At 68.2% G+C, this 13,681-nt stretch carries 11 protein-coding genes and 3 tRNA genes; 7 read left to right on the top strand and 7 right to left on the bottom strand.

Annotated elements, in window-relative coordinates:
- Window positions 1-30: 30 nt before the first annotated feature.
- From ACWDKQ_RS19245 to ACWDKQ_RS19230, 4 genes are all read right to left on the bottom strand, one after another.
- Window positions 31-1,239: an MFS transporter gene (locus ACWDKQ_RS19245; protein WP_450140105.1), complete on the bottom strand. Its 1,209-nt coding sequence runs from the start codon at window positions 1,237-1,239 to the stop codon at window positions 31-33.
- A gap of 615 nt (window positions 1,240-1,854) precedes the next feature.
- Complete coding sequence (locus ACWDKQ_RS19240) at window positions 1,855-2,322, bottom strand: MarR family winged helix-turn-helix transcriptional regulator (protein ID WP_450140104.1); 468 nt, start codon at window positions 2,320-2,322, stop codon at window positions 1,855-1,857.
- A 33-nt stretch (window positions 2,323-2,355) separates the two neighbouring features.
- The gene (gene ctaD / locus ACWDKQ_RS19235) at window positions 2,356-4,062 is read right to left on the bottom strand and encodes an aa3-type cytochrome oxidase subunit I (RefSeq protein ID WP_450140103.1); all 1,707 of its coding nucleotides are present in this window, start codon (window positions 4,060-4,062) and stop codon (window positions 2,356-2,358) included.
- A 92-nt stretch (window positions 4,063-4,154) separates the two neighbouring features.
- A complete protein-coding gene (locus tag ACWDKQ_RS19230) occupies window positions 4,155-4,727 on the bottom strand; it encodes an SACE_7040 family transcriptional regulator (RefSeq protein WP_450140102.1) in 573 nt (190 codons plus the stop codon).
- Window positions 4,728-4,813: 86 nt separating this feature from the next.
- Between ACWDKQ_RS19230 and ACWDKQ_RS19225 the strand changes: the two genes are divergently transcribed.
- The 3 genes from ACWDKQ_RS19225 (at window position 4,814) to ACWDKQ_RS19215 (ending at window position 9,996) form a co-directional block, all read left to right on the top strand.
- On the top strand, window positions 4,814-6,427 hold the full coding sequence (locus tag ACWDKQ_RS19225; protein WP_450140101.1) for a carboxyl transferase domain-containing protein: 1,614 nt from the start codon (window positions 4,814-4,816) through the stop codon (window positions 6,425-6,427).
- A 320-nt stretch (window positions 6,428-6,747) separates the two neighbouring features.
- Entirely contained in the window at window positions 6,748-8,799 is a 2,052-nt protein-coding gene (locus tag ACWDKQ_RS19220; RefSeq protein ID WP_450140100.1) for an ATP-binding protein, read from the top strand.
- A gap of 3 nt (window positions 8,800-8,802) precedes the next feature.
- On the top strand, window positions 8,803-9,996 hold the full coding sequence (locus ACWDKQ_RS19215) for an acyl-CoA dehydrogenase family protein (protein ID WP_450140099.1): 1,194 nt from the start codon (window positions 8,803-8,805) through the stop codon (window positions 9,994-9,996).
- Window positions 9,997-10,092: 96 nt separating this feature from the next.
- Here ACWDKQ_RS19215 and ACWDKQ_RS19210 read toward each other — a convergent pair whose 3' ends face one another.
- Together ACWDKQ_RS19210 and ACWDKQ_RS19205 are read right to left on the bottom strand one after the other, a co-directional pair.
- Window positions 10,093-10,593, bottom strand: coding sequence for a hypothetical protein (locus tag ACWDKQ_RS19210; protein ID WP_450140098.1), 501 nt, complete (start codon window positions 10,591-10,593; stop codon window positions 10,093-10,095).
- A 264-nt stretch (window positions 10,594-10,857) separates the two neighbouring features.
- The gene (locus tag ACWDKQ_RS19205; protein WP_450140097.1) at window positions 10,858-11,079 is read right to left on the bottom strand and encodes a heavy-metal-associated domain-containing protein; all 222 of its coding nucleotides are present in this window, start codon (window positions 11,077-11,079) and stop codon (window positions 10,858-10,860) included.
- A gap of 246 nt (window positions 11,080-11,325) precedes the next feature.
- On the opposite strand from ACWDKQ_RS19205, the gene ACWDKQ_RS19200 reads away from it, so the two are divergent.
- From ACWDKQ_RS19200 to ACWDKQ_RS19185, 4 genes are all read left to right on the top strand, one after another.
- Entirely contained in the window at window positions 11,326-11,565 is a 240-nt protein-coding gene (locus ACWDKQ_RS19200; RefSeq protein WP_450140096.1) for a hypothetical protein, read from the top strand.
- An 855-nt stretch (window positions 11,566-12,420) separates the two neighbouring features.
- Window positions 12,421-12,493, top strand: a tRNA-Glu gene (locus ACWDKQ_RS19195).
- A 23-nt stretch (window positions 12,494-12,516) separates the two neighbouring features.
- Window positions 12,517-12,593, top strand: a tRNA-Asp gene (locus tag ACWDKQ_RS19190).
- A gap of 28 nt (window positions 12,594-12,621) precedes the next feature.
- A tRNA-Phe gene (locus tag ACWDKQ_RS19185) sits at window positions 12,622-12,695 on the top strand.
- A 149-nt stretch (window positions 12,696-12,844) separates the two neighbouring features.
- Here ACWDKQ_RS19185 and ACWDKQ_RS19180 read toward each other — a convergent pair.
- Window positions 12,845-13,555, bottom strand: a complete 711-nt coding sequence (locus ACWDKQ_RS19180) for a GTP pyrophosphokinase (RefSeq protein ID WP_450140095.1) — start codon at window positions 13,553-13,555, stop codon at window positions 12,845-12,847.
- Window positions 13,556-13,681: the final 126 nt, after the last annotated feature.

The following is a 13,681-nucleotide window of genomic DNA, read 5'->3' as shown; positions in this document are numbered from 1 at the left end:
CGGCTAGCCGATCTGCCCCGCGCAAAGCCCTCAGCCGACCTCGATCGACTCGGTGGGCTGCGCGGCGCGGTGCGAGACCAGGACCTCGAAGCGCTGGGGCCGCCGGTCCAGCCAGCCGGAAACCAGCGCGAAACCCAGTCCGACCACCGCCAGCAGGGCTCCCACCCAGCTCGGCGCGGTCAACCCCAGGCCGGCGGCGATCACCACGCCGCCGAGGTAGGCGCCCAGCGAGTTGGCGATGTTGAAGGTCGACTGGATGCTCGCCGAGCCCAGCGCCGGGGCCTCCTTGGCCTGGTCCAGGATCCGCGCCTGGATGCTGGGGATCGCCGCGAACCCGGTCGCGCCGATCAGGAACACCGTGATCGGCGTCAGCACCGCGCTGTGCGAGGTGACCACGAACAGCGCCAGGCAGGCCGCCAGGGCGCCGAGGAAGACGTACAGCGTCTTCATCGGAGCCCGGTCGGCGAGCCGCCCGCCGACCGCGGTGCCGACGGTCATCCCGACTCCGAACAGCGCCAGCAGCAGGGTGGCTGCGGTCGGCGTGTAGCCGGTGACGTCGGTCAGCACCGGCTTGATGTAGCTGTAGAAGGAGAAGGTCGCGGCGAAGCCGAAGACCACGACGCCGAACGCCAGCCAGACCTGCGGGCGGCGGAACGCGCGCAGCTCGCCGCGCACGCTGACGTCGGTGGGCTTGGGTTGGTCGGGCACCAGCGCCGCGACCGCGGCCAGCGCGATGACGCCGATCACCGCGACCAGGCCGAATGCCCAGCGCCAGCCGAGCGCCTGGCCGAACAGCGTGCCGACCGGGACGCCAACGATGTTCGCCACGGTGAGCCCGATGAACATCATCGAAATGGCCTGGGCGCGCTTGTCGGTGGCGACCAAGCTCGCGGCGACCACGGCACCGATGCCGAAGAACACGCCGTGCGGCAGGCCCGCGAGGAACCGGGCGCCGAGCAGCAGCTCGTGCGTTGGCGCGAACGCCGAGCAAAGGTTCCCGACGGTGAACAGCACCAGCATGCTCAGCAGCATCGACTTGTGCTTGAACCGCACGCCCAGCATGGTCAGCAGCGGTGCGCCGATGACAACGCCGAGCGCGTACAGCGAGATGTAGCCTCCGGCGTCCGGGATCGACACCTGCAGGTCGGTGGCGACTTCGGGCAGCAGGCCCATCATCACGAATTCGGTCGTTCCGATCCCGAATGCGGCGATGGCCAGGGCCAACAGGGCAGTGGGCAAGAAGTTTCCCCTTGAAACGAACGTGCCGGACGGTTTGTCGCGTTCTCACCGGCCGGGCGCACAGCGGTGCGCGTCACATCCCGGTGTTCGAGAACGATTTAGGAACGCGGCTATCACTGGCGCACTCCCCAGAGGTGTTCAACAGTATTACGGCGTCCCGCTGTTCCCGAAGCGGTTATGAACCGCGCCACGTCGGGAACCGCTTGTTCGGCCGGGCAGACAGGAGAAATTGTTCGTCCACAATGGACTTTATTGTTAGGTCGCGGTCGGTGCGGACGACCTCCTGCGGCCCACTCGTTGAGCCGCGCGAGGCCTGCGGTCGGTGCCGTCGGCGCGGCCGACTCGCCGTCCTGCCGGCGCAGTCCGACCGTCGTACGCAGGCCTTCCGGTGCCGAGCCGCACAGGGCGGCGCCGAGCCCGGCGGTCCACGGCAACTCCGCCGGCCGGTTCACGATCGATGTGCCGACGATGACCGCGTACACAATCGCCGCGAGCAGGACGTCCAGCCACACCAGCCTGGGCCGCGCGCGCTGGTTCACGCATTCAAAGTACGGACGAGCCCTCGACGGCACGTCTGTCCTGGAGCGTACTGGTCGGTACCGCGCTGGTAGTACGTCAGCGGATGGTGCGGTAACCGGGGTGGACACCCGGGGCCAGGCCGTGGCTTTCGGCCAAGCGTTCAAGGAGCGCCTGGAGCCGGGAGCGTTCGTCGGCGTCGAGGGCCTCGCAGAAGTCGGTCTCGTGCGCGGCGGCCACGGCGCGGAGTTTGTCCAGCAGCTCGGTGCCCTCCTCCGTGAGGCTCAGCTCGTGGACGCGGCGGTCGCGGGTGCTGCGGGTGCGGGTGACCAGGCCGCGGCCCTCCAGGTCGTCTACGAACGTGACGACCTTGCTGGGCAGCATCCCGAGGTTCCCGGCCAGCGTCTGCTGGCTCAGCCCCGGCTGCGCGGCGATCATCCGAAGCATGCCGACTTGGGGCGGGGTCAGGTTGAGCGCGCCGACGCGCTCGGCGAACTTCGCCGCGGCCTGCGTGCCCAGCTGGGTGAGCAGGAACGCGACGCCTGCCTTGGGGATCTCTGCTGCCACATCAAATACTCTACCAACCATGAATCGTTCGAATTACGAATGATTTCCGCCGTGGCGCAGGCTGGCGTGTGCCTCGATGTCCATGCGCTCGGTCATGTGCGGGTAGTGCAGCTCGAATGCCGGCCGGACCGACCGGATGCGCGGAAGCGCGGTGAAGTTGTGTCGCGGAGGCGGGCACGACGTGGCCCATTCCAGCGAGTTCCCGTGCCCCCACGGGTCGTCCACGGTCACCACCGCGCCGAAGCGGTAGCTGGTGAAGACGTTGTACAGGAACGGCAGGATCGAGGCGCCCAAGATGAACGCGCCGATGGTCGACACCACGTTCAGCGTGGTGAAGCCGTCGGAGGTCAGGTAGTCGGCGTAGCGCCGCGGCATGCCCTCGTTTCCCAGCCAGTGCTGCACCAGGAATGTGCCGTGAAAGCCGATGAAGGTCAGCCAGAAGTGCAGCTTGCCCAGCCGTTCGTCCATCATCCGACCGGTCATCTTCGGGAACCAGAAGTACATCCCGGCGAACACCGCGAACACGATCGTCCCGAACAGCACGTAGTGGAAATGCGCGACCACGAAGTAGGTGTCGGTGATGTGGAAGTCCAGCGGCGGTGACGCGAGGATGACGCCGGTCAGCCCGCCCAGCAGGAACGTCACCATGAATCCCACCGCGAACAGCATCGGTGATTCGAAGGTCAGGTGGCCGCGCCACATGGTGCCGATCCAGTTGAAGAACTTGATCCCGGTCGGGATCGCGATGAGGAACGTGGCGAACGAGAAGAACGGCAGCAGCACCGCACCGGTGGCGAACATGTGGTGCGCCCACACGAGCATCGACAGGCCCATGATCAGCAGCGTGGCGAACACCAGACCGGTGTAGCCGAACAGCGGTTTCCGGCTGAACACCGGGAATATCTCGGTCACGATGCCGAAGAACGGCAGCGCGACGATGTAGACCTCCGGATGGCCGAAGAACCAGAACAGGTGCTGGAAGAGGATGGCCCCGCCGTTGGCGGGGTCGAATACGTGCCCGCCCAGGTGCCGGTCGATCAGGAGTCCGAACAGCGCGGCGGCCAGGATCGGGAACGCCATCAACACCAGCAGGCTGGTGGCCAGGATGTTCCAGCAGAAGATCGGCATCCGCCACATCGTCATACCGGGACAGCGCAGGCAAACCAGCGTGGTGATCATGTTGACCGCGCCCAGGATCGTGCCCAGACCGCTGAGGATCAGCCCGGCCGCCCACACGTCCCCGCCCGGGCCCTGGCTGAACATCCCGCGCGACAGCGGCGCGTAGGCGGTCCAGCCGAAGTCGGCCGCGCCGCCTGGCAGCAGGAACCCGCTGAGCACGATCAACCCGCCGAAGAGGAACAGCCAGAACGACAGCGCGTTCAACCGCGGGAACGCCACGTCCGGCGCTCCGATCTGCAGCGGCAGCACGACGTTGGCGAATCCGAACACGATCGGTGTGGCGAACAGCAGCAACATGACCGTGCCGTGCATGGTGAACAGCTGGTTGTACTGCTCCTGCGACAGGAACTGCAGGCCCGGTTGCGCCAGCTCGCCGCGGATCAGCAGCGCCATCGAGCCGCCGACGATGAAGAAGAAGAACGAGGCGATCAGATAGAGGATCCCGATGTCCTTGGGATCCGTCGTGCGCAGCCACGGGATCAGGCGCTGACCTTTGAGCGGGCGCCTGGTGGTCCGTGACCGAGTCGGAACCGAGGCGGGTTCGATCCTGACAGTTGCCATGCCAGTCTCCTGCGGCATCGCGAGGGCATCAGAGCCGGAATTCACCCAGTCTCAACCCGGCCCCGGTAGGCCGCAATCGACGGAACCGCCAGTCAGGTCGTGCTGTCGATGGCGCCGAGCGCCATCTGGCGCAACAGCCGGGACATCGCTTCGGCGTCCAGGTGGGCGCTGTGGGGGGTCGAGTTGATCAGGCCGAACACCGCGTGCGCGGCGGCGCGGGCGGTCGGGCGGTCCAGGTCCGGCCGGATCTGGCACAGCACGTCCACCCAGACCTCGACGTAGCTGCGCTGAAGCTCGCGGACCTTGTGCCGGTCGGTGTCGGCCAAGCTGTCCAGGTCGCGCATGTGCACGGTGATCAGCGCCGGATTGGATAGCGCGAACTCGACGTGCCAGCGCACCAGCAGGTCAAGCGCGTCGCGCGCGTCCGCGGCGGCGCCCACCCGGTCCTGGCCGCCGAGTAGCAGTCGGTCGCTGATCCCGGTGAGCAGTTCCGCGAGCATCGCGTCCTTGCTGCGGAAGTGCCGGTACAGCGCGGGCCCGGAGATGCCCACCGCCGCGCCTATGTCGTCGATGCCGACGCCGTGGAAGCCGAAGCGTGCGAACTTCTCCGCCGCGGCGGTGAGGATCTGCTCGCGGCGGGACGGCTTGGCTGCATCGGTGGACATCGACGTCGATGCTAGACGAAACGTGTTAGTTGTCGTTAACATCGGCCGCGTTAACGATGACTAACTCCGGTGGAAGGTGTGCCCGCATGGATGCGCCCACCCTGCGCACGGCCATGGACCCGGACTCGGCGGACTTCGCCCGCTACGCCGAGCAGCACGCGAAACTCGTCGACGACCTCAACACCCAGCTCGGCCGCGCCCGGCTGGGCGGGCCCGAGAAGGCCCGCATCCGGCACGTCGAACGGGGCAAGCTCCTACCCCGCGACCGGGTGGACGCGCTGCTCGACCGAGGCTCGCCCTTCCTGGAGCTCTCGCCGCTGGCCGCGCACGGCATGTACGACGACGAAGCACCGTCGGCGGGAATCATCACCGGCATCGGCCGGGTGTCCGGGCGGGAATGCGTGGTCGTCGCCAACGACGCAACCGTCAAGGGCGGCACGTACTACCCGATCACGATCAAAAAGCACCTGCGCGCGCAGGAAGTCGCGCTGCACAACAACCTGCCCTGCCTGTACCTGGTGGATTCCGGCGGCGCCTTCCTGCCCAGACAAGACGAGGTGTTCCCGGACCGCGAGCACTTCGGCCGGATCTTCTACAACCAGGCGACGATGTCCGCCCGCGGCATCCCGCAGATCGCCGCGGTGCTGGGCTCGTGCACCGCGGGTGGCGCCTACGTCCCGGCGATGAGCGACGAAGCCGTGATCGTCCGCGAGCAGGGCACCATCTTCCTAGGCGGTCCGCCGCTGGTGAAGGCCGCGACCGGGGCCGACGTGACCGCCGAGGAACTCGGCGGCGGCGAGCTGCATTCGCGCACCTCCGGCGTCACCGACCACCTGGCCGCCGACGACGCGGACGCGCTGCGCATCGTTCGCTCGATCGTCAGCACGTTCGGTCCCCGCGAGCCCAGGCCGTGGGACGTCGCGCCGGCGGAGGCACCGGCGGTCGACCCCGACGAGCTCTACGGCGCGGTCCCGACCGACAGCCGCATCCCTTACGACGTGCGGGAAGTCATCGCGCGGATCGTGGACGGCAGCCGGTTCGCGGAGTTCAAGCACGACTACGGCCAGACGCTGGTGACAGGCTTCGCCCGCATCCACGGGCACCCCGTCGGCATCATCGCCAACAACGGCATCCTGTTCGGTGAGTCGGCGCTCAAGGGCGCGCACTTCATCGAACTGTGCGACAAGCGGTCTATCCCGCTGGTGTTCCTGCAGAACATCTCCGGGTTCATGGTCGGCAAGGAGTACGAGGCGGGTGGCATCGCCAAGCACGGCGCGAAGATGGTCACCGCCGTGGCCTGCGCCCGCGTCCCGAAGTTCACTGTCGTCATCGGCGGCTCGTTCGGGGCGGGCAACTACTCGATGTGCGGCCGGGCGTACTCGCCGCGGTTCCTGTGGATGTGGCCCAACGCCCGGATCTCGGTGATGGGCGGCGAGCAGGCGGCGTCGGTGCTGGCGACCGTGCGCCGCGACCAGCTGGACGCCCGCGGCGAGCACTGGTCGGTCGAGGACGAAGAGGCGTTCAAGCAGCCGATCCGGAACCAGTACGAGGACCAGGGCCACCCGTACTACGCGACGGCCCGGCTGTGGGACGACGGCGTGATCGACCCGAAGCAGACCCGAACGGTCCTGGGCCTGGCGATCTCGGCGGCGGCCAACGCCCCACTGGAACCAATCTCCTACGGCGTCTTCCGGATGTGAGTTCGAATGAGCGGCTTGTTTTCCGTGGCGGTGCAGGTGGCGGAACCTCGGACGCCTTCTCGACCCCGGGATCCCCGACGCACATATGACCAACACGTCGCGCCGGGGCAGGTCCTCGTAGACAACCCCTGCGGTGGGCGCAGTGTGAGAACCCGCGGCGGTGCACGTTGCGTAGGCGGGCCAAGCGCCTTCGGCGCTTGGCAAGACAAAGAAAAACAGGCCGTGAATGCTTTGGGGCGCTGCGGCGACCGAACGTACTCACCGGTGTTGACCAGGCGATACGTTGTGATCCAGCCGTTCGGCATGGCGAAGGGGTGACGATGCAGCACTTCGACACGGTGTTGGTGGCGAACCGGGGCGAGATCGCGGTGCGCGTGATCCGGACGCTTCAGCGGCTGGGCATCCGCTCGGTCGCGGTGTACAGCGACGCCGACCGCGGCGCGCGGCACGTCGCCGAGGCCGACACCGCCGTCCACATCGGACCGAGCCCGGCCACCGAGAGCTACCTCGACGGCAAGCGCATCCTGGACGCCGCGCGCAGCACCGGAGCGCAGGCGATCCACCCCGGCTACGGGTTCCTCGCCGAGAACGCCGGCTTCGCCGAGGCATGCGCGCAGGCGGACATCGTCTTCATCGGCCCGCCGACCACCGCGATCGAGTCGATGGGCGACAAGATCCGCGCAAAGCAAACGGTTTCCGCCGCTGGCGTTCCGGTGGTGCCCGGCCGCAGCGAGCCGGACATGACCGACGCCGACCTGCACGCGGCGGCGATCGAGATCGGTTTCCCGGTCTTGCTGAAGCCGTCCGCCGGTGGCGGCGGCAAGGGCATGCGACTGATCCACGACGAGTCCACCTTGGACGACCAGATCGCCTCCGCGCGCCGCGAAGCCCGCTCGGCGTTCGGCGATGACACGCTGTTCGTCGAACGCTTCGTGACCCGCCCGCGGCACATCGAGGTCCAAGTGCTAGCGGACGCACACGGCAACGTGGTGCACCTCGGCGAGCGCGAGTGCAGCCTGCAGCGGCGGCACCAGAAGATCGTCGAGGAGGCCCCGTCGCCGCTGCTGGACGCCGAAACGCGCGCCGGCATAGGTGCCGCCGCGGTGGACGCGGCGCGCTCGGTCGGCTACGTCGGGGCGGGCACCGTCGAGTTCATCGTCTCCGCCGACCGCCCGGACGAGTTCTTCTTCATGGAGATGAACACCCGCCTGCAGGTCGAGCACCCGGTCACCGAACTCGTCACCTCGGTCGGCGGGGAACGCGGCGTTGACCTCGTCGAACAGCAGGTCCGGGTGGCCGGGGGAGAGCCGCTGCCCTGGGCGCAGGAGGACCTGTCGATCGACGGCCACGCCATCGAGGCCCGCGTCTACGCCGAGGACCCGACCCGCAACTTCCTCCCGACGGGCGGCGACGTCATGGCGGTGCACGAGCCGACCGGCCCCGGCGTCCGGGTCGATTCCGGGGTGCGCGTGGGCGGGCGCGTGGGATCGGACTACGACCCGATGCTGGCCAAGGTCATCGCGTGGGCGCCGAGCCGGGCCGATGCGCTGCGCCGACTGGACGCCGCGCTCGCCGACACGGCTGTCCTGGGCCTGCACACCAACGTCGCGTTCCTCCGCGCACTGCTGAGGCACGACGAGGTCCTGGCCGGCCGCTTGGACACCGGCCTCGTCGAGCGCGATCTCGACTCGCTCATCGCTGAGAGCAACACGACACCGGACGACGCCTACGTCGCCGCGGCCCTGGAGCGGCTGCTCGCCAGCGAGCCGACCGAGCCGATCGTCGACCCGTGGGACATCCCCGACGGCTGGCGGCTCGGCGAACCGGCCTGGAGCACCTGGCGCTTCGCCGGCCCGGCCGACGAGGTCCGCGTCCGGTTGCGAGGCCGCGCCCGGGACGCCGCAGTTTCAATTGAAACTGCGCCCGGGGGTGACCCGGGAACCGCAGTTTCAATTGGAACTGCGGTCCACCGGGCCTCGGTCGAAGCGGACGGCGACACCCTGACCGTCACCTACCAGGGCCGCACCCGCCGCTACCGCTACGTGCACGTCGACGACACCACCTGGCTCGCCGCAGACGGCCACGCCTGGGCGCTTGCCGAGCACCGCCTGCTCACCGAGCGCGGCGACGCCGCCGGTCGGTCGGACGGCGTGGTGACCAGTCCGATGCCGGGCACCGTGCTGGTCGCCGACGTGAGCCCCGGTCAGAAAGTCCGCAGCGGGCAGAGGTTGTTCGTCGTCGAGGCGATGAAGATGGAGCACACCGTCACCGCGCCGATCGACGGCGTCCTCACCGAAGTACACGCCAGGAAGGGGCAGTCGGTCGGACTCGACCAGCCGTTGGCTGTCCTCGCCGTTGAAGAGGAGGCCTAAACGATGGTGGACCACCGGCTCAGCGAAGAGCACGAAGCCCTGCGCGAGAGTGTGCAGACCTTCGCCCGCAAGGAAGTCGCTCCGGTCATCGCCGACTACTACGAACGCGAGGAGTTCCCGTACCCCCTGGTGCAGACCATGGGGCGGATGGGTCTGTTCGGGCTGCCGATCCCCGAGGAGCATGGCGGCATGGGCGGCGACTACTTCGCGCTGTGCCTGGCGCTGGAGGAGTTGGCGCGCGTCGATTCGTCCATCGCGATCACCCTGGAGGCCGGGGTCTCACTGGGCGTCATGCCGATCTACCGGTTCGGTAGCGACGAGCAGCGGCGCACCTGGCTGCCCCGCCTGGCGGCCGGGGAGATCCTCGGCGCATTCGGCCTGACCGAGCCCGGCGGCGGCTCCGACGCGGGCAGCACCCGCACCACAGCGGTGCTCGACGTAGGGGGTGCCTCCCGCTCGAGCGAAGCCGAGAGCGGGGGAGAGTGGGTGATCAACGGCTCCAAGGCATTCATCACCAACTCCGGCACGGACCTCACCGGCCTCGTTACGGTCACCGCCGTCACCGGGCAGAAGCCGGGCGGCGGCAAGGAGATCTCCACGATCATCGTGCCCGCCGAAACCCCGGGGTTCACCGTCGCGAAGAAGTACTCGAAGGTCGGTTGGAACGCCTCCGATACCCATGCGCTGTCCTTCGATGACTGCCGGGTGCCCGCCTCGAACCTCCTCGGCGAGCGCGGCCGCGGCTACGCCCAGTTTCTCGCGACGCTCACCGAGGGCCGGGTCGCGATCGCCGCCATCGGCGTCGGTCTCGCCCAGGGCTGCGTCGACGAATGCCTGCGCTACCTCGGTGAACGAGAGGCCTTCGGCCGAAAGATCGGCGAGTACCAGGCCATGCAGTTCAAGGTCGCCGACATGGAGTTGCGTGCGCACACCGCGCGGCTGGCCTACTACGACGCTGCATCGCGGATGCTGCGCGGCGAGCCGTACAAGAAGGAGGCCGCGATCGCCAAGCTCGTCTCGTCGAACGCGGCGATGGACAACGCCCGGGACGCCACGCAGATCTTCGGCGGCTACGGGTTCATGAACGAGACGCCGGTCGGGCGTTTCTACCGGGACGCCAAGATCCTGGAGATCGGCGAGGGCACCAGCGAGGTCCAGCGCATGCTGATCGCCCGGGAACTCGGCCTGCCGGCCTGAGAGAAAGCGCCGACGGAGGCCTCGGGGCGACCTCCGCCGGCCATCAGGTTCAGTGGTCGGGGATCGTGTCGGGGGTTGGGGGCGGGTTTCGGGGGATCAGCGCTGGAACCGCTTCTGCGGCACGGTGATCTCGTCGGTCTGCTCGATGCCGTCGTAACCGGCTGGCACGTCGTAACCGGCTGGCACGTCGTAACCTGCCGGCGCGTCGTAACCGGCTGGCACGTCGTACTCCGGCGCGGGCCCGAAGCCCTGCTGCATGTCTTCGCCGGGCCACATCGGCCCCTGGCCGCTCGGTGCCGGGCCGCTGTGCACCGGCTCCTCGTCGGCGTCCGCCAGGTGCTGCATCACCCAGTCACGGGCCAGCGCGGCCGGCGAGGTGCCCTGCTTGAACGCGAGCTCCCGCAGGCGTTCGTTGGCCATCAGGGGCAGCCGCAGCTGGTAGACCTGCGAGGCGCCGAAGCGGCGTCCGGACCCGGTGGATTCGACGCTCTCCTCCGGGGCCAGCGCAGCCAGGTACGACTCGAACTCATGATCCGGTTCGGCCGACTGGGCGGACTTCTGCTGCCGTCGGCCGGTCTTGGTTCGTCCTAGAGCCACCGGCACACGATAACGGTTGTGTTGCGACCCGCGAGTCGCTGTGAGCCCTATCACCGCTCGCCGAGTCGCAAGGCAAGTGCTTCACCTGCGCTTTTGTGATCGTGATGAGAAAGCGGAGGGCCCCCGCGCCAGGGGGAGGAACGCGGGGGCCGGAGGGGATCTCCACAGGTGCTGACCGGGGGTCTGTCAGCGGACCGATTGTGGCACGTCGCAGGCCGTTGTGGGGAGCTTTCGCCGCAGGATTGCTGCATCCCGGTCGGCTGCTCAGTTCGCGCCGGGCCACTCCGCGATCGTGTACCCGGCCTCGGTGATGGCCGCCGCCACCGCCTCCCGGCTGAGCTCCTGCTCGCTGGTCACCGAGACCTGCCCGCTCTCCACCGAGACCTGCACGTCGCTCACGCTGGGCAGCTCCGAGAGCTCCTCGGAGACGGACTTGGCACAGTGGCCACACGTCATGCCGCCTACAACGAACGTCTGACTGCTCATGAAAGTTCCCTCCTGGCAGATTTCGCCACGACTCGATGCGGATTCCGCCGCAAACTGTCCCGAACGTCCAGGGTGGACGATCCCGGTGGGGGTGGCTTCGGGGGGTGTGACCAGGGCAATATCCGAAGTGGATCGAGATCCCCCACGCGATTACTCTGCGTCGAAGTCAAATCACTCTCTGGGGGGCTGCGGGTGTAGACAACCTGTGGATAAATTGCGCCCGGAACCCGAGGCCGGGGAGGCGTCATGTACGGGTCACTGGACGTACGGAAGTTCTTGTGGCAACAAGAAGACGGGTCCTCGCGGCAGTCGTCCGCGGTGCCCGCGCCGCGCACCGGCGAGCCCTCGCGGATCTCGTCGGAGCAGCTGCACCGGGCCAGGATGGCGGTTGCCCGCAGCGCGGAGAACGCCGAGGACTGCAAGCTCCTGCTGGACATGCTGGGATTGGCGCCCGACGACGACGGGCAGCCGCCGGTCACGCGCTGACCGGGGGTCCGCCCTGCCGCCGAGGTGCGCCTTCGGGGCGTTCGCCGGGCTGTGCCGAAAAGTCGGCACCAGCTCGAGCCCGGTCAGCCCGGTGGGCGGGATGGCCGGATTCGCGGTAACTTCCGGTGGCGTAGTTGATCATCCGTTCGGGACCGCGTCGCTCGGGCGGCGGATCGCGGACGACTTCTTCCTGCCGGAGTTGTGCCATGCCGCAGCACCGCGCCAAGCTCACCCGTCGCGCGATACTGGCCGCCGCTGCGCGGGAGTTCGACCTCATTGGCTACGAGGCCGCCCGCCACGCTGCGCTCGATCCTGCGGCGCTCCGGCATTACCAAAGGGCGAAGCAGCCGGAGCGCTGCATCCCGGTACCGACCCGGCTGTGGCGGCGAGGGTGCTCTACGCGGCATTGGTGGGTGCGCACGCGGTCGGCGACGAACCGGTGGGGCTGGCCGACCGCTTCGGCGAGATCTGGCGCGTGGTGCTCGCCGGGGGGCGCCAGGGAGGACTGGCGCGCGAACCCCGAGCCGACGAGTCGACCTTGAGGCGCGGATCACAAAATCGCCATCTGTCGGATTTATACGTTTTTTGGCTCCGGCGCTCGCCTCGTGGGTGCCGAGTGCCCGCCACCCCGCGTGGCGATGGGGTACCAAGATCCAACGAAGCGGCTGGTCAAGTGGCTAGCATCGACTGCGGGCCCGCGTCGGATCGGCGTCGCGAGGGGGCGTCGTGCGACTTAAGGGACCCCCCGTCTTGGGGCCCTGAACGCATGTCGTAAGCTTTCATCACTGCCAACGGGGCGCTCCGAAAAGGGGAAGCCGGTTGGAGGCAAGGCCGGGTCGGTTTCGAATCGGCCAAGCCCCCATCGTCTAGCGGCCTAGGACGCCGCCCTTTCAAGGCGGTAGCGCGGGTTCGAATCCCGTTGGGGGTACGGACAACTGAAGATAGAAGCATGGCCCAGTGGCGCAGTTGGTTAGCGCGCCGCCCTGTCACGGCGGAGGTCGCGGGTTCGAGTCCCGTCTGGGTCGCCAAGGCGAACGGCATTCAGCCGACGCTATCGGCCAGGTAGCTCAGTTGGTACGAGCGTCCGCCTGAAAAGCGGAAGGTCGGCGGTTCGACCCCGCCCCTGGCCACCGCTCGCAGCTGCGAAAACATCCCCCGCCGGTTTCGGCGGGGGATGTTTCATTTCAGTCGGTCTTCCGGGGAGTAGGCGTTGCGTCGGTCGGCGAGGTCGCTTCGGAGGGCGTCCCGCACAGCTGGCGCTGCGGTCCAGCTCCTGGCTCTAGCCAGGCGCCTGCTCGCTGCGTTCGTGTAGCGAAGACATCTGAGCGTCGAGTCCGGCAGCGGCCCCGGCCGCCGCTTTGAGCTCGGCGGCGAAGCTCTCCGGCACCTTGCCCCCGCTCTTGTAGAGCAGCTCGTGCTCTACGGCGGCCCAGAAGTCCATCGCGATGGTGCGCAGCTGGAGTTCGACGGCCACTTGCTCGGTGCGGTCGGATAGGTGCACCGGAACGTTGATGATCAGGTGCAGGCTGCGGTAGCCGTTCGGCTTCGGCGCGGCGATGTAGTCCTTGGTCTGCACGATCTCAATCTGGTGCTGGCGGATGAGATCGCGAACGAGGTAGACGTCGGAGACGAACGGGCACACGACGCGCACGCCGGCGATGTCGGTGAGATGTTCGCGGGCCGACACCGGGTCGACCGGTAGCCCGCGCCGGGCGAGTTTGGCCGCGATCGCCTCCGGGCGCTTGATCCGCGAGGTGATGTGCTCGATCGGATCGTGCTCGTGGGCGTAGTCGAACTCCTCGCTCCAGATCCGCAGCTTGGTCATGAGCTCGTCGACGCCGAACTTGTGCACCATCAGCAGGTCGCCGGTCCGGCGCATGAAGGCGAGGGCGTCGGCGTGGTCCACGTCGCCGAGCTGCTTGGTGGCGCCGCGCTGCGGATAGGGCCACCTGCGCGAGCCGCCGCGCGATGATCTGTCCCCGGAACCCATCGACGCTCCTCCCACCGCTGTCGGATTCCAGCCTAGTACGGCAGCAGCCATTTGGTTTTTGACCTGCGGGAACGTGTGGTTGGGGGCTGCATTCGATGTAGGGCAGCCGCCTGTTAATCATGTGTT

This window comes from Saccharopolyspora sp. NPDC000995 (assembly GCF_053599315.1).
The sequence above is the reverse complement of the archived record's forward strand: the minus strand, read 5'-3'. Positions and strand labels throughout refer to the sequence as shown.